Source organism: Nocardia sp. PLKS1-43 (assembly GCF_059510335.1).
Window position 1 is genome coordinate 38,217 of record NZ_JCAJZQ010000012.1, and the last position, 16,772, is coordinate 54,988.

The 16,772-nt window shown below is 67.4% G+C and carries 17 protein-coding genes; 9 read left to right on the forward strand and 8 right to left on the reverse strand.

Annotated features, from left to right (window positions below; translation table 11 throughout):
* The first annotated feature begins 19 nt into the window (after positions 1–19).
* Entirely contained in the window at positions 20–1,378 is a 1,359-nt protein-coding gene (locus AC5WS7_RS31640; protein ID WP_495958267.1) for a cation:dicarboxylate symporter family transporter, read from the forward strand.
* 59 nt (positions 1,379–1,437) lie between these two features.
* Here the strand turns inward: AC5WS7_RS31640 and AC5WS7_RS31645 are convergent, their stop codons facing one another.
* The 3 genes from AC5WS7_RS31645 to cofD are packed head-to-tail and all read right to left on the reverse strand — an operon-like array spanning position 1,438 to position 4,375.
* Positions 1,438–1,956: an NUDIX hydrolase gene (locus AC5WS7_RS31645; RefSeq protein WP_495958268.1), complete on the reverse strand. Its 519-nt coding sequence runs from the start codon at positions 1,954–1,956 to the stop codon at positions 1,438–1,440.
* Between the two features lie 29 nt (positions 1,957–1,985).
* Positions 1,986–3,365, reverse strand: a complete 1,380-nt coding sequence (locus AC5WS7_RS31650) for a coenzyme F420-0:L-glutamate ligase (RefSeq protein WP_495958269.1) — start codon at positions 3,363–3,365, stop codon at positions 1,986–1,988.
* The gene (cofD, locus tag AC5WS7_RS31655; protein WP_495958270.1) at positions 3,362–4,375 is read right to left on the reverse strand and encodes a 2-phospho-L-lactate transferase; all 1,014 of its coding nucleotides are present in this window, start codon (positions 4,373–4,375) and stop codon (positions 3,362–3,364) included. The genes AC5WS7_RS31650 and cofD overlap by 4 nt, the downstream gene beginning before the upstream one ends.
* Positions 4,376–4,972: 597 nt before the next feature.
* Between cofD and AC5WS7_RS31660 the strand changes: the two genes are divergently transcribed.
* A complete protein-coding gene (locus tag AC5WS7_RS31660) occupies positions 4,973–5,206 on the forward strand; it encodes a WhiB family transcriptional regulator (RefSeq protein WP_040827503.1) in 234 nt (77 codons plus the stop codon).
* A 37-nt stretch (positions 5,207–5,243) separates the two neighbouring features.
* Here the strand turns inward: AC5WS7_RS31660 and AC5WS7_RS31665 are convergent, their stop codons facing one another.
* The gene (locus AC5WS7_RS31665) at positions 5,244–5,720 is read right to left on the reverse strand and encodes a metallopeptidase family protein (protein ID WP_495958271.1); all 477 of its coding nucleotides are present in this window, start codon (positions 5,718–5,720) and stop codon (positions 5,244–5,246) included.
* A 129-nt stretch (positions 5,721–5,849) separates the two neighbouring features.
* Here AC5WS7_RS31665 and AC5WS7_RS31670 point away from each other — a divergent pair, with 129 nt between their 5' ends.
* The 6 genes from AC5WS7_RS31670 to AC5WS7_RS31695 all read left to right on the forward strand — a co-directional run bounded on the left by AC5WS7_RS31670 (position 5,850) and on the right by AC5WS7_RS31695 (position 12,063).
* Complete coding sequence (locus tag AC5WS7_RS31670) at positions 5,850–6,245, forward strand: DUF3499 domain-containing protein (protein WP_067900832.1); 396 nt, start codon at positions 5,850–5,852, stop codon at positions 6,243–6,245.
* A 58-nt stretch (positions 6,246–6,303) separates the two neighbouring features.
* Entirely contained in the window at positions 6,304–7,731 is a 1,428-nt protein-coding gene (locus AC5WS7_RS31675) for a phosphomannomutase/phosphoglucomutase (RefSeq protein WP_495958272.1), read from the forward strand.
* A gap of 105 nt (positions 7,732–7,836) precedes the next feature.
* The gene (locus tag AC5WS7_RS31680) at positions 7,837–9,015 is read left to right on the forward strand and encodes a tobH protein (RefSeq protein WP_495958273.1); all 1,179 of its coding nucleotides are present in this window, start codon (positions 7,837–7,839) and stop codon (positions 9,013–9,015) included.
* On the forward strand, positions 9,015–10,229 hold the full coding sequence (gene manA / locus AC5WS7_RS31685; protein ID WP_495958274.1) for a mannose-6-phosphate isomerase, class I: 1,215 nt from the start codon (positions 9,015–9,017) through the stop codon (positions 10,227–10,229). The genes AC5WS7_RS31680 and manA overlap by 1 nt, the downstream gene beginning before the upstream one ends.
* Before the next feature lie 93 nt (positions 10,230–10,322).
* Positions 10,323–11,243 carry a cation diffusion facilitator family transporter gene (locus AC5WS7_RS31690; protein ID WP_495958275.1) on the forward strand — a complete coding sequence of 307 codons (921 nt, stop codon included), beginning with the start codon at positions 10,323–10,325 and terminating at the stop codon, positions 11,241–11,243.
* Between the two features lie 346 nt (positions 11,244–11,589).
* On the forward strand, positions 11,590–12,063 hold the full coding sequence (locus tag AC5WS7_RS31695; protein WP_495958276.1) for a hypothetical protein: 474 nt from the start codon (positions 11,590–11,592) through the stop codon (positions 12,061–12,063).
* A gap of 91 nt (positions 12,064–12,154) precedes the next feature.
* Here the strand turns inward: AC5WS7_RS31695 and AC5WS7_RS31700 are convergent, their stop codons facing one another.
* Positions 12,155–13,369, reverse strand: coding sequence for a hypothetical protein (locus tag AC5WS7_RS31700; protein ID WP_495958277.1), 1,215 nt, complete (start codon positions 13,367–13,369; stop codon positions 12,155–12,157).
* A 99-nt stretch (positions 13,370–13,468) separates the two neighbouring features.
* On the reverse strand, positions 13,469–14,050 hold the full coding sequence (locus AC5WS7_RS31705) for a tyrosine-type recombinase/integrase (protein WP_495958278.1): 582 nt from the start codon (positions 14,048–14,050) through the stop codon (positions 13,469–13,471).
* A 133-nt stretch (positions 14,051–14,183) separates the two neighbouring features.
* Here AC5WS7_RS31705 and AC5WS7_RS31710 point away from each other — a divergent pair, with 133 nt between their 5' ends.
* Positions 14,184–14,678, forward strand: a complete 495-nt coding sequence (locus AC5WS7_RS31710; protein WP_495958279.1) for a cysteine hydrolase family protein — start codon at positions 14,184–14,186, stop codon at positions 14,676–14,678.
* Here the strand turns inward: AC5WS7_RS31710 and AC5WS7_RS31715 are convergent.
* Positions 14,641–16,107 (reverse strand): phytoene desaturase family protein, encoded by a 1,467-nt coding sequence (locus AC5WS7_RS31715; protein WP_495958280.1) that lies wholly within the window; start codon positions 16,105–16,107, stop codon positions 14,641–14,643. The two genes, AC5WS7_RS31710 and AC5WS7_RS31715, sit on opposite strands and share 38 nt — an antisense overlap.
* Positions 16,108–16,132: 25 nt before the next feature.
* On the reverse strand, positions 16,133–16,705 hold the full coding sequence (locus AC5WS7_RS31720; protein ID WP_495958281.1) for a TetR/AcrR family transcriptional regulator: 573 nt from the start codon (positions 16,703–16,705) through the stop codon (positions 16,133–16,135).
* Positions 16,706–16,772 lie beyond the last annotated feature (67 nt).

The window sequence follows — 16,772 nt, forward strand, 5'->3', positions numbered from 1 at the left end:
ACCGGAGGCAACGATCGCCATGACCAATTCGACCGCGTCGCACCGTCGCGACCGCACCCACTGGCTCTACCTCGCCGTCATCGCGGCGGTCGTGGCCGGAGTCCTGACCGGATGGCTCGCACCGGAATTCGGGAAATCGGTGGGAAACCTGGGCACCATATTCGTCGACCTGATCAAGATGATGATCTCGCCGGTCATCTTCTGCACGATCGTGCTGGGTATCGGCTCGGTGCGCGCGGCCGCGCGAGTCGGCCGGATCGGCGGCCTGGCCGTCGTCTACTTCCTGATCACCTCGACCGTGGCGCTCGCGATCGGACTGGCGGTCGGCAATCTGCTGCATCCGGGCAGCGGGCTGAACATCCACGCGCACGCCGCCGATGCCGCGATCTACACCAAACAGGCCGAAGGCGCGGGCGGCACCTGGCATTTCCTGGAGAACATCGTCCCGACCTCGCTGCTGTCCGCGTTGACCGCCGGCAGTGTGCTGCAGACGCTGTTCGTCGCGCTGCTGGTGGGATTCGCGATCCAGGCGATGGGCGGCTCGGGTGAACCGATCCTGCGCGGTGTGTCGCTGGTGCAGAAACTGGTGTTCCGGATCTTGTCCATGATTCTGTGGCTCGCCCCGATCGGCGCGTTCGGCGCGATCGCCAACGTGGTCGCCGATACCGGGCTAGGCGCGGTGAAACAGCTTGCGGTACTGATGTTCGCGTTCTATCTGACCTGCCTGATCTTCGTCTTCGGCGTGCTGGGTGCGACGATGCGCTTCACCGCCGGGGTGTCGATCTTCCGCCTGGTCCGTTATCTCGCCCGCGAATACCTGCTGATCTTCTCCACATCCTCCTCGGAGTCGGCGCTGCCGCGGCTGATCGCCAAGATGGAACATCTGGGTGTGGAACGGTCCACCGTGGGCATCGTCGTACCGACCGGATATTCGTTCAACCTGGACGGCACCGCGATCTACCTGACGATGTCGTCGCTGTTCATCGCCGACGCGACGGGTAAGCCGATGTCACTGGGTGCGCAGATCGGCTTGCTGGCCTTCATGGTCGTCGCCTCCAAGGGCGCGGCCGGAGTGACCGGCGCGGGACTGGCCACGCTCGCGGGCGGCCTGCAGAGCCATCGTCCCGATCTGCTCGGCGGCGTCGGGCTGATCGTGGGCATCGACCGTTTCATGTCCGAGGCCCGCGCGATCACCAACTTCTCCGGCAACGCCGTCGCGACGGTCCTGGTCGCCACCTGGACCCGCACCATCGATCCGGAACGCGCTCGCTCGGTACTGAACCGGGAGCTGCCCTTCGACGAGTCGGCACTGGCCGAGGAACAGCCGGCCGAGTCGCCGGCAGCAGTCCCCGCCGAGAAGGATCTGGTATCCGCCTGAGGCCTCGAAGGCGTGTCGTCGACGCACCCGCTCCCCGAGCGTGGTGCGTCGACGCATAGTCAGCGCAACAGCAGATCGGAATCCTCCGGCAGAGCGTCCACCGGCCACCAGCGCAGATCGGTGGATTCCGGACTGCGAACCGGGACAGCGTCTTTCGGCGCCCGAACCTTGAACACCAGGTCCAGGTGACGGGTGGGTCGGCCGAGTGAGCAGGTGATGGGGTGGGCCTGCGCGCCGTAGAGCCCCGGTTCGATCGTCAGGCCGGGGATGCCCGATTCCTCGACGGCCTCGCGCAGGGCTGCGGACCGCACGGTGTCGTCGGATTCCTCGCAGTGGCCGCCGAGCTGGATCCAACGGCCGACGCGCGGATGCAGGGTCAGCAGCACCGCACGGTCGTCGTGGGAGAACACCATCGCCGAGGCGGTGATGTGCCCGGCGGCGTGCTCGCGCAGGCACCCGCGCGGAGCCGAGCCCAGGAACGCGAGCATGGCCTGGCGCAGGGACTGCTCCAGACCCGTTGCCGGAGACCAGGTTTCGAGCAGTTCGGTCGCCGATTCGTGCAGCGAGCTCGCGCTCATGGACGCCTTTCCTCGTAGAGATCCCGTGACTACAACTCGACCAGGCCGGTACCCGGGTCGCGCGGCTCGCGGGGGGCGAGCTCCTCGTCCGGGTATCCGATCGCGATGGCGCCCAGGGGATTCCACTCCGCGCTCAATCCGAGCACCTCGCGGGTGGCCTCCGGGGCGAAGATCGTCGACCCGATCCAGCAGCTGCCCACCCCCTCGGTGGCCAGGGCGACCAGCAGTCCCTGCACCGCCGCGCCGACGGCCACGGTGAACATGGTGGCCTCGGCGGCCCGCCGACGCTCGTCCGGATAGTCGTGCGCACCGTCGGGCAGGCAGAACGGAATGATCACCTCGGGCGCGTCGAACAGGATCCGCCCGCGCGCAACCCTCCGCTCGACACTGTCGGCACCGCGACCGTCACCGGTCAGGTCTTCGCGCCAGCGATCGGCCATCGTCTCGAGCAGCCGCGCCCGCAACGCGCGATCGCGCACCCAAACGAACCGCACCGGGCGAGTGTGATGCGGCGCGGGTGCGGTCAACGCCACCGAGACCGCGGTCCGGATCAGTTCCGGTTCGACCGGAGTGTCGGCGAATCGGCGCACCGACCGGCGCAACAGCAACGCCTCGTGCCGCCCTCTGTCGATCGCCTCGGCGGTGCCGAGCCAGAACAGATCGTCCTCGCCGCCGCGCAGCAGATCCGCGGCGCGCGAGCCGTCGTCGTGCGGGTCCAGGCCGCGCACCACCGCGACCGGAACGCCGCCGAGTTTGCCCTTGGCCAGATCCGCGGCGGCGGCCAGCTCGTCGGCGACCGCGACCTGGGTGACCTGCAGTTCGTTCCCCTGCCCGTCGACCGCGCCCGCGTAGTCGTGCAATACGCGCAGCCCGGCCGCGCCGATCGCCGCATCGGTCTGGCCGTTGCGCCAGGCGCGGCCCATCGTGTCGGTGACGACCACCGCGACGTCCACGCCGAGCCGCTGGGCCAGCGCGCTGCGCAGAGCCGCCGCGCTGGCGTCCGGATCGCTGGGCAGCAATACCAATTCGCCCTGTTCGACATTGGAACCGTCCACGCCGGAGGCGGCCTGCACGATGCCGAGCTTGTTCTCGGTGATCAGGGTTCGCCCCTTCTGGGCCAGCACCCGCACCGCCTCCGAACGCACCAGCTCCCGGCGCACGGCATCGCGCTCCTCGGGATCCTGTGGCGCGGTGACGATCCGGCCCTCCACCTTCGCGACGATCTTGCTGGTGACCACCAGCACATCGCCGTCGGCCAGCCAAGGCGCCTGTGCCGCAAGATGTTCGGCGAGGTCGTCGCCGGGACGGAATTCCGGCAGGCCGGGGACCGGGATGATGCGCAGCTCACCGCCGGGAGCGTGATCGCCGGCGTCGGAATGTACCGGCGCGCGCTGTGTGGATTCGATCACGGTTTCACCCCCGCGATATCCAACGCCTCGCGGGCCATTTCGGCGGTCGCGGCCGGATCGGTCATCAGCAGCGGCACACTGCGCACCTCCACGCCCGGAACGTCCGCGGTGTCGGTGGAGTGCACCAGCCAGCCATCCAAGATGCCGGTGTCCGAGCGGGCCCCGAAATGTCTGCCGATGGCCTCGGCGGTGGTCTCCACGCCCAGCACCGCGAGGCATTCGTCGGCCATGCCACGCAACGGCTTTCCGTCGATCACCGGCGACAGGCCGACGACCTTGGCCGTCGTGGTGCGCAGCGCGCCGCGAATTCCGGGAACCGCGAGGATCGCGCCGATGCTCACCACGGGGTTCGAAGGGGCCAGCAGAACCGCATCGGCCCGTTCTATGATCTCCGTCACACCTGGTGCCGGAGTTGCTTGATCCGCCCCGATTGTGACGAATCCATGGGTCTCCACGTCGGCTCGATAGCGTACCCACCACTCCTGAAAATGAATCGCGCGACGTTCGCCAGCGTTGTCCGGCTCACTGATCACGACGTGGGTTTCGCATCGGTCGTCGGTCGCGGGAAGAAGTTTCACACCGGGTTGCCATCGGTTGCACAACGCCTCGGTGACCGCGGAGAGCGGGTACCCGGCGCGCAGCATTTCACTGCGCACCAGATGCGTCGCGATATCGCGATCTCCGAGTCCGAACCAATCGGGCTGGGCGTGATATTTCGCCAACTCCTCCTTGGCGTGCCAGGTTTCCCCGACCCGGCCCCAGCCGCGTTCGGTATCGATGCCGCCACCGAGCGTGTACATGCAGGTGTCCAGGTCCGGGCAGATGCGCAGACCGTGCATCCAGACGTCGTCGCCGACGTTCACGATGGCCGAGATATCGGCATCGGGCAGTAGTTCGCGCACGCCTTGCAGGAACCGTGCGCCGCCGACTCCGCCGACCAGAACGGCAACACTGGTTCGCGCACCGGCATGCTCGGCAGCGGGCGCGATGTCCGCTTGTTCTCCAGTCACATCCGCATAGCCTATGCGTTGTCTCCGACGCTCCGTCGAGTAGCATATTTGCTGCTCATTTGCTACCAGACGGTCACCGAATGACCTCGAACCGGGTCGCGGATAGTAACGGAATTGTGTCGGCAGCTTGACCATCGCGCCGTCCGGCGTGTCTAATCACAGGCATGTCATTCCGGGCATGCGCGAGAGCTCAAGGCGCAGACCGCATTTCGAACGAATGTTCGAACGGGAATGACGAGCTCGGGGATGTCCGCGGGACAACGTCGCGGTGTTGGGCCGTCGGTGGGCAAATCGGGTCCGACGGATAAATCATTCTGCGCTAACACACAGTGAGGAGGCGGAGCGATGGCCGAGGAGCTGGCCCCGTCGGGCATTCCGGGTGGTGTATCGCAAACCGATTCCACAGCAGGCGCAGTTCCAGGCGTCTGCACCGACCGCTGGATCGACGAACGAGAGGGGGGAAGCATGGTGACCGGAATCGATTCCGACACACCGGCACAGCCGGACGGTCACCCGCAGCAGGGCGGCCAGTGGGCGCGCGCACAGCGCAAGCCCGAGCCGCCGCAGCTGAGCCTCATCGTCACCGACTTCGATGCGATGTTCGACACCATCGAGGAGCAGTGGCAGGAACGAGCCCTGTGCGCCCAGACCGATCCGGAGGCGTTCTTCCCCGAGAAGGGCGGCTCGACGCGCGAGGCGAAGCGGATCTGCATGGGCTGCGAGGTCCGGGACGAGTGCCTGGAATACGCACTCGCCCACGACGAGCGTTTCGGCATCTGGGGTGGACTGTCCGAACGCGAACGCCGCCGTCTCAAGCGCGGCATCGGTTAGGAGGCAGGGGGCGTCAGCCCTCCGCCTCCGCACGATTTCATTCCTCCGGATCGATGACGTCCGGATCCACGCCCAGATAGGTCGCGATCTGCTGGACCAGAACCTCCCGTAGGAGGTCGACCAGATCGTCCGGATCGTTGGCGCGCAATTCCAGGGGCTTGCGGAACAGCACGACGCGGGCGCGGGTGGCCGCGCCGCGCGAATCGACCCCCGCGGGAACCAGCCGGGACAGCGGCACCGCGCCGTCGGCCACGACCTCGTCCGGCCAGGTCACCGAATCCGGGTGCAGCGCACGAATTTTGGGCACGTCGTCCACCGCGATATCCAATTTGGTGAGCCGGTCGTGCCAGCGGCTGTCCAGTGGCGCGAACGCCTCGAGCACCAATCGGTCGAACTGCTGCCCGCGCGTGCGCCAGGCCGGGACCGTCGGCGGCAGCATCGGCCCGCGAATCCCCCGCCCGCGACGGATCACCGACCGTGCCGTCGGCGGCCGCCGCTTCCGTGAACGCGTCATAACCACGAGATTAGTCACCCCGCCGGACACCTGGGCGGGGAGGTGAAGGCGACAAACTGGTAGGCGGCATTCGCGCGTGTCTGTCGGCGCGACAGGCCCCGGAGGGTTACTCTCCTTTGCGTGATTCCCATGCGTCGTTGCTGCCGACCAGGCTGCAAGAACCCGGCCGTCGCGACGCTGACCTACGTCTACTCCGATTCGACGGCCGTCGTCGGCCCGCTGGCCACCGTCGCCGAACCGCATTCCTGGGACCTGTGCGAGACGCACGCCTCCCGGATCACCGCGCCCAAGGGCTGGGACATGGTCCGGCACGAGGGCGCGTTCTCCTCCAGCACTCCCGACGACGACGATCTGACCGCACTGGCCGAGGCCGTGCGCGAGGCCGGGATGCGCCGGCGGCCGCCGAGCGAGCCCGAACAGCGCGGCTACTCCGCCGACTATCAGCCGGCCCCGCAGCGACCGGCCCGTCCGGCGCGTACCGGCCGGCGCGGGCACCTGCGCGTACTGCCCGACCCGCCCAACTGAGTGGGCGGATCCGGGACGGAATATGTTCCCGCGCGGGGGGCCTATTAGGGTGTCATTCATGTCAGCATCGCGCAGCGATTCGATCAGGGGTGGCGGTCGGGCGACGGGTGGGCCAGTCGCTCGGTCTGCCGAATCGATAGAAGCAGTTGTCAAGGCTTATGACGTGCGGGGTGTGGTCGGAGAGCAGATCGACGAGGATTTCGTGCGCGACGTCGGCGCGGCCTTCGCTCGCCTGATGCGCGCGGAGCAGGCGACCCGGGTCGTCATCGGCCACGATATGCGCGACTCCTCCCCCGCGCTGTCCGCCGCCTTCGCCGCGGGAGTTCTGGCACAGGGTCTGGACGTGGTGCGGATCGGGCTGGCCTCCACCGACGAGTTGTATTTCGCCTCCGGACATCTGGGCTGTCCCGGCGCGATGTTCACCGCCAGTCACAATCCCGCCCGCTACAACGGCATCAAGCTGTGCCGCGCCAACGCCCTGCCCGTCGGGCAGGACACCGGGCTGGCCACGATCGCGGGCGAACTCGTCGAGGGAGTCCCGGCGTACGACGGCGCACCAGGTACCGCCACCGAGGAGAGCCTGCTCGACGCCTACGCCGAATTCCTGCGCGGGCTGGTCGATCTCGGCGGCATCCGCCCTCTGAAGGTCGCGGTGGACGCCGGGAACGGCATGGGCGGCTACACCGTGCCTGCGGTGCTGGGACCGGTCGAGGCGCTGACCGTCGATCCGCTCTATTTCGAACTCGACGGCACGTTCCCCAATCACGAGGCCAATCCGCTGGATCCGAAGAACCTGGTCGATCTGCAGCGGCTGGTCCGCAGTTCGGGCGCCGATATCGGACTGGCCTTCGACGGCGACGCCGACCGCTGTTTCGTGGTGGACGAGCGGGGCGAGCCGGTCTCACCGTCGGCGATCACCGCACTGGTGGCCGAGCGCGAACTGGCCAAGGAGCCCGGCGCGACCGTCATCCACAACCTGATCACCTCGCAGTCGGTGCCCAAGCTGGTCACCGAACTGGGCGGTACCGCGGTGCGCACCCGGGTCGGTCACTCGTTCATCAAGCAGCAGATGGCCGCCACCGGAGCGATCTTCGGCGGCGAGCATTCCGCGCACTACTATTTCCGCGACTTCTGGGGTGCCGATTCGGGCATGCTCGCCGCGCTGCACGTGCTGGCCGCCCTCGGCGGCGGTGACCGTCCGATGTCGGAGCTGGCGTCGTCCTACGCGACGTTCGCGGCATCGGGCGAGATCAATTCGACGGTGGCCGACGCGAAGGAGCGGACGATGGCCGTACTCACGGCATTCCAGGACCGGGCCGTCGCGGTGGATCGGCTGGACGGAGTGACCGTGCAGCTGCCCGACGAGGCCTGGTTCAATCTGCGCGCCTCCAACACCGAACCGCTGCTGCGGCTGAACGTCGAGGCACGTTCGACCGAGGAAGTAGACGCACTCGTGACCGAGATCCTGAGCATCGTGCGCGGCTGACTGGAATAGTGGAATCACAGGGCGCGTATTCGCCCCCGGCTTATCACTCCGTACGGACAGGTTCTCCCGGCCTGGTGACTCGATGAGGGGAGGTGGCAACGCCCGATGATCGCAGGGACACCGGTTCTCGACCTCGATGACGTCGCCTCACTGGAGGCCGCCGATTCCGGGGGGACATTGCGTTCGGCCGCTTCCGGCGGCGCACAGGTGCGCGCCACCGCGGCGGCCGTCGGCGAAGGCGTGCTGACGCGATTGGGCGATATGCGCCCGCGCAGCCTCGTGATCCTCACCGGCGCGGGTCGCGCCGCGCGGGCGGCCGGCCTGCTGACGGCCTGCCTGGGCGATCGGGCCGCACTGCCGATCGTGCCCGTCACGACGATCCCGCAGTGGGTGGGCCCGCTGGACGTGGTGCTCGTCGCCGGCGACGACGCGGGCGATCCGCGCGTGATCGGCGCGATCGACCGCGCGCTGCACCGTGGCGCCGAGGTCGTCGTGGCCGCACCCGACGAGGGCCCGCTGCGCACCGCCGCCGCCGGACGCGCGGCCATGCTGCCGCCGCGCGTGCCCGTACTGGACCACAATCGGCTGCTGCGTTATCTGGCCATCGGCATCGCGGTGCTGCAAGCCATCGATCCGATGCATATCGGCCCGCTCACACCGGATCTCGAGGCCTTGGCCGACGCGCTGGACGCCGAGGCCCTGCGCGACGGCCCCACCAACGAGGTCTTCCACAATCCGGCGAAGACCCTGGCCTCGCGGATGCAGCAGCGCAGCGTCCTGCTGTCCGGGGATTCCCCGGCCGCCACGCAGGTGGCCGCGCACACCTGTGAGGTGCTGCTGTCCGCCGCCGGGCAGATCGCCGCCGCCGCCGACCTGGCGCAGGTGGCGGCCGCGCACAACCTGATCTCCGCGGCCGCGGGTGCGGCCGCGCCGGGATTCGATCCGCTGTTCCACGACGAGCAGCTGGACGGCCCCGCTCCCGTGCAGCGCGTGGGCCTGTTCGTGGTCAGCGCCGACGCCGATCAACTCGCCGCGCATCGTCGCCTGACCATCTTCGGTGCCGGATCCGGCCTGATCGACGCCGAGTTGGTGAATGTCGACGCCGAGCTGATCGCCGGACAACCCGGTGAGCAGAACCCGCGAGCCGTGCGGCCCGGCAGCGAGCTCGAACAGCTCGCGGTGCTGGTCCTGCGGCTGGAGACGGCCGCGGCCTATCTGCGCCTGCTCGCCGGCCCCGCGACACCGGCCGACCGCTCTGCCCACTACGACGGGGGCCATTTCTAGTGCACGAACTCGTTGGTGCGTTGCGTTCCTATGCCTGGGGCTCACGCACCGTTCTGGCAGAGCTGTGCGGACGCCCGGTGCCCTCGGCGCATCCCGAGGCCGAACTGTGGTTCGGCACGCACCCGGCCGATCCGGCGCAGGTGCACATCGACGGACGCACCGAATCGCTGCTCGAACTCGTCGCGGCCGATCCGCAACGTCAATTGGGCTCGGTCGCACCGGAATTCGGCGGGCGTCTGCCGTTTCTGCTGAAGATTCTGGCGGCCGAGGAGCCGCTGTCGCTGCAGGCGCATCCCAGCGCCGATCAGGCCCGCGCCGGATTCGAGCGGGAGAATCTGCAACGGGTGCCGCTGGATTCGCCCATGCGCAACTACCGCGACGACAGCCACAAACCCGAATTGGTGGTGGCGCTGAACCGATTCGAGGCGCTGGCCGGGTTCCGCGATCCGCACCGCACGGTCGCGCTGCTGACCGCACTGGCCGTCCCGGAGCTGACACAGTACATCGAACTGCTTGCCGCGCAACCGGATTCGTCGGGCCTGCGGACGGTGTTCACCACCTGGATCACCCTGCCGCAGGCCATGCTGGACACGCTGCTGCCCAAGGTGCTCGACGGCTGCGTGACCTATCTGGCCGACGGCAACGACGAATTCACCCCCGAGGTGCGCACGGTTCTCGAACTCGCCGAGGCGTATCCCGGCGATGCCGGTGTGCTGGCCGCGCTGCTGATCAACCGGATCACCCTCGAGCCCGGACAGGGCCTGTTCCTGGCGGCCGGCAATCTGCATGCCTATCTGAACGGGGTCGGCGTGGAGATCATGGCCAACTCCGACAACGTGCTGCGCGGCGGCCTGACCCCCAAGCACGTCGACGTGCCCGAACTGCTGCGGGTGCTCGATTTCGAGCCGCTCGCGCTGCCCATCGTGACACCGGAACCGGTGGATGAGAATTCGTTCCGATACCGCACGCCCGCACCGGAATTCGCGCTGCGCCGGTTCGAGCTGGCGGCCGGGGCCGACCCGACCCCGATTCCGCGCACCGGACCGGGCATCATCCTCTGCACGGCCGGGGCGGTGCGGTTGCTGCAGGGCGTCGACGATCTGGTGATCACTCCCGGCGGGGCGGCCTGGATCTCGGCCGCCGACACCAACATTCGCGCACAGGCGGTCGACGGGCCGGCACAGCTGTTCTGCGCCTGCGTCGGGGGCGAGTAGTGCTCCCGACCGGATGTCGGACCGTTCCGGTAGGGTTTGCGGACAAATCGGACACACAGCGAGCTGGTCGACGAAAGGGCAAGGGCGACAGGTATGTCTGCGAGTGGCGGTAAGAAGGCGATCTTCGCTGCACTCAGCGCGAACGCGGGCATCGCAGTCGCCAAATTCGTCGGCGCGCTGATCACCGGCTCCGGATCAATGCTGGCCGAGGGCGTGCACTCGCTGGCCGACACCGGAAATCAGGGATTGCTGCTGCTCGGTCAGAAGCGGGCCGAGCAGGAGGCCGACGAACTGCATCCGTTCGGCTACGGACGCAACCGCTACTTCTACTCCTTCGTCGTGGCGCTGGTGCTGTTCACGCTCGGCTCGATGTACGCGATCTGGGAGGGCATCCACAAGATCCAGCATCCGGAGGAGCTGAGTTCACCGATCGTCGCGGTCGTGATCCTGGCCATCGCGGCGGTGCTGGAGGGCTACAGCTTCGCCACCGCGATGCGGGAATCGGCGACGTTGCGGGGCAACACCGGATGGTGGCGGTTCATCCGCAACTCCCGCAATCCGGAACTGCCGGTGGTGATGCTCGAGGACAGCGGTGCGCTCATCGGCCTGCTGATCGCCCTGATCGCCGTGCTCCTGACCATGATCACCGACGATCCCATCTGGGACGGCATCGGCACCCTCGGCATCGGCGTCCTGCTGGGCTTCATCGCCGTCGTGCTGATCGTGGAGATGAAGAGTCTGCTCATCGGCGAGGGCGCGACCCCGGATCAGGTCCGCGCGATTCGCGAGAACCTCGTCGACGGCACCCGCATCGATCGCGTCATCCATCTGCGCACCGAATACCTCGGTCCCGAGGAGCTTCTGGTCGCGGCCAAGGTCGCGATCGTGCCGGGCCTGGAGATCCGCGATATCGCCACCGCCATCGACGCCGCCGAGGAACGTGTCCGCACCGCGGTACCGATCGCCCGCCTCATGTACATCGAACCCGATCTCTACCGCACCCAGCCCGCTTAGGGCGCGTCGCGACAACGCAGCATTCCGGTGCTCGTCGCCGAAGGCCCTGATCAGCGACGTTCCCGTACCTTCGCCGACTCGATCGCGCGGTGGACGAGCGCCTCGCACCGCGCCTGGCGTCCGCCCGGTACGCGGAGCCGAGTTCGGCGACCGGATCAGTACTATCCAGCGGTACGCCGCAGGCCCGGCATGAGGCCGTCCGCGGTGTACTGAAATCAGCATCAGGAATGACCATCGAAGCGCTACACGCGCACATGCGCGACCCGAAGAGCTGAGAACCATGGCCGATCCGACCTACCCGGCATGTGGGGTCCAGTTGAGCGAAGACTGGCGCTAGCGAGCGCCGGTGACGAAACCCGTTGCTATGGCGGTTGATTCGCAGGATCGGTGGATGCCGGCGAGCGTGTGGTGGTTGCATGTCGTTTTGTGGGTGATTAGCGACCCTATCGGCGGGAAGCCAGCGCAGGCCAACCTTCAGGAAGGCCGCCTCGATATGGGCCGCACCGTGTTCCACGGCCGCAAGGGCGAACTCACCCGCGCCTACCTCGACGGCATGGAAAACCAGGGCTACCCGGCCCGTGACGAGGACGCCGCCCGACTCTCGCCGTTCACCCGCCGCCATATCCGCCTCGACGGCCACTACAGCTTCCACCTGCCCGACCTGGGCCGTAGCACCGACCGTTGCGCGATCCGGACGCCCCGGACGAAGACGATCGAATCGGCTGAGGATCTACCGCAGCAGTATCCAGCGACCGCCATGTCAGCGGACTGGAGCGGCCCGACGCCGAAGGTGCTGCTGAAGTGTTCGTTGAGCAGGTAAACGGTAATGAGGCCGGGCGCGGCACCCGGGCCGGCATTCCTGGGTGGTTGACGATGTTATGCACCGCATCGCCGAGGTACGCACTGCATGTCTACTGGTCGAAAGAGTTCTTCGGATTAATAATATCGCCTATAGTCGGACCGCCGGTCGAACCACTGCCTTTGGAATCGTTTGTGCTATTTTCTGGTGAGCTGGGCTCGCCGATGGCATTTCCGGCCTCCGGAGGGGGCCCGGCATGGGGGGTGCCGTAATATTCGTTCGGGTCGGCTGTCATCCCAGACTTGGAATCGGTCCCCCTAACACCGAAGTCACGGTCGGCGGCCTTCTCGGCGCCCATGGTCGCGTCCTGAGCGGACGACAGCGCGGTGAGCCGCGGCTTCCGGGTCCCATGAAAAGGTGTATTCTGCAAGAGTTCCCGGCCGATTGGCATGCCCCGGGAATCTTTCATCGCGTAAATCGCCTGGGCCGACCGGACACCTGCAGGTGAGCCTTCCAACTCTGTCAACAACCCGGACAGCAATTTGTGGTCACTGGGCGCAAGTGGCTGCTCCAGCATCCTTCGAACATGGTCGGCCATAGTCGCTATATGTGTGGGGAAAGCCTCATGGCCTCTGTCCCAGTCGTATCCGACGCCCACCCATGGACGACCGCCGTTCGGTAGCTGTCCATAGACATGGATACTGTCGACTTGGGAAAGCCGGGGGTCGTCCAGCACTCGATCGAAAGCCTTCAAGAACCCCTTTCCTTGATACTCTTTGTCCTCGTAGTGATCGTATAGTTTGACCTCCCTCACTTGGGCCTCGATTTTTCCGCGCTTCATGACAAATGCCGTGTACGTATGCCCGATTTTCCTGCGGCCGTCGAACACCCAGCCTTCGACCGTGATACCTTTCCTGTCCCGAAAGCTACTGGACGTCCGCCTTGCGTCCTGCAATTTCCAGCGGAATGGAAGGCCAGGAGTCTCCTCCATCCAGCGGAAAGCCTCCTTCAAGTTCGCAGATTCACCAGTCAGCAGCTCGCGGAGGTGATGAGGCGTTTCGGCTCGATCGACATCAGGTGCGCGCCTGCTGATGTTAGCTACCGGCCGATCAGAACGACCGACGGCGTGAAGATCGCGAGGGGACTCCCACCGGTGTTCGGATGTTCTCAGCCCCTGACCTGCTTTCTCGATCTCGAGCTGGCCGCGCTCGTCGGCGTTGCCGAGTCTCTGCCTTCGCACGCGCACTTCCTCGGCCAGGTCACCCAAGGTGTCGTGCAGGTGGGGACCTGTCCGGCGGCTGAGCAGTTCGACCATGTCGTCCGCCATCCGCTTCAACTGCTGTAGTACCTCCTCCCCAGGCACACCCGTCATCGCCAGCCGCCGCCACCGCGCACGCCGGAGTTGAGCGCGGATCTCATCTGCCAATCACCAGGCCGCTCGCCGACGAGCCGCCGGGTCGCTGTCGGCCTGATACTGCCGTAGCCCGGCGTCGGAGACTCGCGCGTATTCGGCGAGGCTGCGCACCGAGGTATGACCCGACAGTTTCATCAGCACCGGTGTCGACGCGCCCTGTTCGGCGGCGTGGGTCAGTCGAGAGTGCCGCAACTGGTGCAGCGTGTACGGGCCGCCGTCGAAACGTTCGGTGTGGGTCTCGAACAACTCCGCCGCACGCCGATACGACAAGCGGCCCCGCCCGGTCGAGGGATCGATATCGTTGCGGGCCACCGAGGATCGCGCTTTGCGGTCGGTGAGGAACACCGGACCGGATTTACGTCCAGCGAGCAACCGCGGCAGCAACCGCGCGGTACCGGTCTGCCACGCGATGAGCCCGCGCGCCCCGCCCTTGCGGGTCACCACCGCGCACCGGTTGGCCGTGTCGAGGTCGGGCACATCGAGCATCAGTACCTCCTCGGCGCGTGCGGAGGATTCGTAGAGCAGGTGCCACGGCACCCGTTCCCGCAGCGGCGCATCCGATTCCAGGATCTCGGTGACCCGCTCCCGGCTCAACGCTTTGCTGCTGTCCGGCGCCGCGAACCCGCCCCATCGACGACCTCTGACCAGTACCGCAGACAGTTTCCCGAGTCACCCCCGCTCGAACGGTACATCGCGACAGGACGACTCCGACACTACCGCACATAGTGTGCGGCTATCTGCGGTAGGTGCTCAACGCCAGTTTTCGTTCTGCTGGACCCCACACGCCTACCCGACCCGGAACACCGCGCTGCTGTTGGTCGACCCCTACAACGATTTTCTCTCCGAGGGCGGCAGGATCTGGCCCCGGGTTCAGGCCGTCGCGGAAGGCAGCGGCCTGCTGGACAATCTTCGTGCGATCACCACGGCGGTGCGTGCGGCGGGTATTCGCGTGTTCATCGCGCCCCATCGCCGCTGGGAACCCGGCGACTACGAGGACTGGGCCTACCCCAATCCGACCCAGCGCGACATCATGGGCCGGCACTCCTTCGCCCGCGGCGAATGGGGTGGAGAATGGCACCCCGATTTCGCACCACGCCCCGGAGACGGTGTCGATTGCGTCTGTTCGGCCGAAGCTCCACGCCACGGTGGCAAACCGCGGACGGTGCGGGATCGACGGAAGCCGCTCAGCCGGAGACCTGAGCGGTCCCGGCGGCGAGGGTGAGTGGGTCGGTGCGGATGCCGAAGCGGGTGCGCAGAGCGTGCGACGCGGCGTGCAGTCCGGACATGCCGTGGACGCCCGGACCGGGCGGAGTGGAGGCCGAGCAGATGTAGACGCCGGGGAGCGGGGTGGAATACGGGTTCCAGCGGGGAGTCGGGCGCAGCACGATCTGGCGTGCGCTCATCGCACCCGCCGAGATGTCGCCGCCGATGTAGTTCGCGTTGTAGGACGGCATCTGCGCGGCGGTGCGGACGTGCTGGGCCAGGATCAGATCGCGGAAACCCGGTGCGAAGCGCTCGATCTGGGCGATCACCTCGGCGCTGACGTCACGCGGGGAGCCGTTGGGTACGTGCGCGTAGGCGTACAGCGTGTGATTGCCCCGCGGCGCACGGGAATCGTCGACGACACCGGGCTGGATGAGCAGTACGTACGGTCGATCGGCATGACGTCCGGCGGCGACCTCCCGCTCGACCGCCAGCGCCTCGGCTCGGGTGCCGACCAGATGCAGTGTCCCTGCCAGCGCACAGTCCGGCGACTGCCACGGCACCGGGCCCGACAGCGCGAAATCCACCTTGCACGCCGCGCCGCCGTAGCGCACCCGCGACAGCTGGGCGGCGTAGCGGGCGGGCAGGCGGTCGCCGCCGATCCGCAACAGCTCCGCGGGCGCGGTATCGAGCAGAATCGCTCGCGCATCCCGCAATTCGTCGAGCGAGTCGACGCGGTGACCGGTGGCGATGCTGCCGCCCGACGCTTCGAGATCCGCTGCCAGCGCATCGACGATGGCTCGACTGCCGCCGCGCGGAATCGCCCACCCGACGACGTGCGCGAGAGTGCCGAGCAACAGCGCGACCCCCGCGGCGGAGAACGCACGCGGCGGAACGATCGCGTGCGCCGCCACCCCGGTGAAGAGCGCGGCGGCGGCATCCTCTCGAAAACGCAAGTCCCACAACGGCGAAGCCTGCTCCAGAACCCGTCTGCCGAAGCGCACACCGGTGACCGCGTCCAGCGGCGGATGACGAGTGTCGGACATCGCCAATGCCACCACTTCACGCCAATCGCGCACCAGCGGACCGAACAGCCTCCCCCACGACGCACCGTCACGTCCTAGATCGGCCACCGTGCGATCCAGGTCGAGCCAGGCCAGACCGGCCTTGCCGCCATCGAGCGGGTGGGCGTAGGAAATCTCGGGAGTGAGCAGTTCCACCCCGTGCGCGGCCAGATCGAAAGCGCGGAAGAACGGTGAGGCCACCGCCATCGGATGCGCACCCGCGCATTCGTCGTGGTGGTAGCCCGGGAGCGTCGTCTCGGCGGTGCGACAGCCGCCGCCGAGTGTGTCCGCGGCCTCGAACACCCGCACATTCAATCCGGCGTGGGCGCAGATCACCGCGGCGGCAAGACCATTCGGCCCGGATCCGACAACAGCGACGTCCATGATCACCATCGTAGGCGCGCGAGACTCAGTGATGTGTCCAGTCGGCGACCAGGAGGGCGAGACGCTGGTCACGGAACTCCGGCCGCAGTCTGCCGTGCTGCTCGAGCGTCGCCAGGCCGTGCAACGAGGCCCAACCGACCTCGGTGAAGGTCTCCACGTCGTGTTCGCCCGCGAAGGGCGCGAATACGGCCGCCAGTTCGGCGAACGCGTCCTGCAGCGCCTGCGGCGCACCCTCGCCGAAGGTCAGATCCACCTTCTGCACGAACATCGCGTCGTACAGGGCGGGACTGTCCCGGGCGAAGTCGAGATAGCCGTTCGCGACGGCGGTCAGCGCCTCTTCCGGGGTCCGCGCGGCGGTCCGCAACGCTCTGGACCGAACGGCCATCTCGGCACAACCCTGTTCGGCGACCGCGGCCACGATCGCATCGCGACCGCTGAAATGGCTGTACAAGACGGGCTGGCTGTATTCGATCGCCTCGGCCAACCGTCGTACGGTCACCGCGTCCCAGCCGTTGGTCTCGGCGATCTCCCGAGCGGTGTCGACGATCAGCTGATGCCGTTCGGCTCGTTGCCGTTCGCGGCGCGTCTGGGTACTCATAGCCAAATCCTAGCATTGCTAGACAATATAGCCAGACACAATCTAGCAGCGCCACCTCACTTAGCAA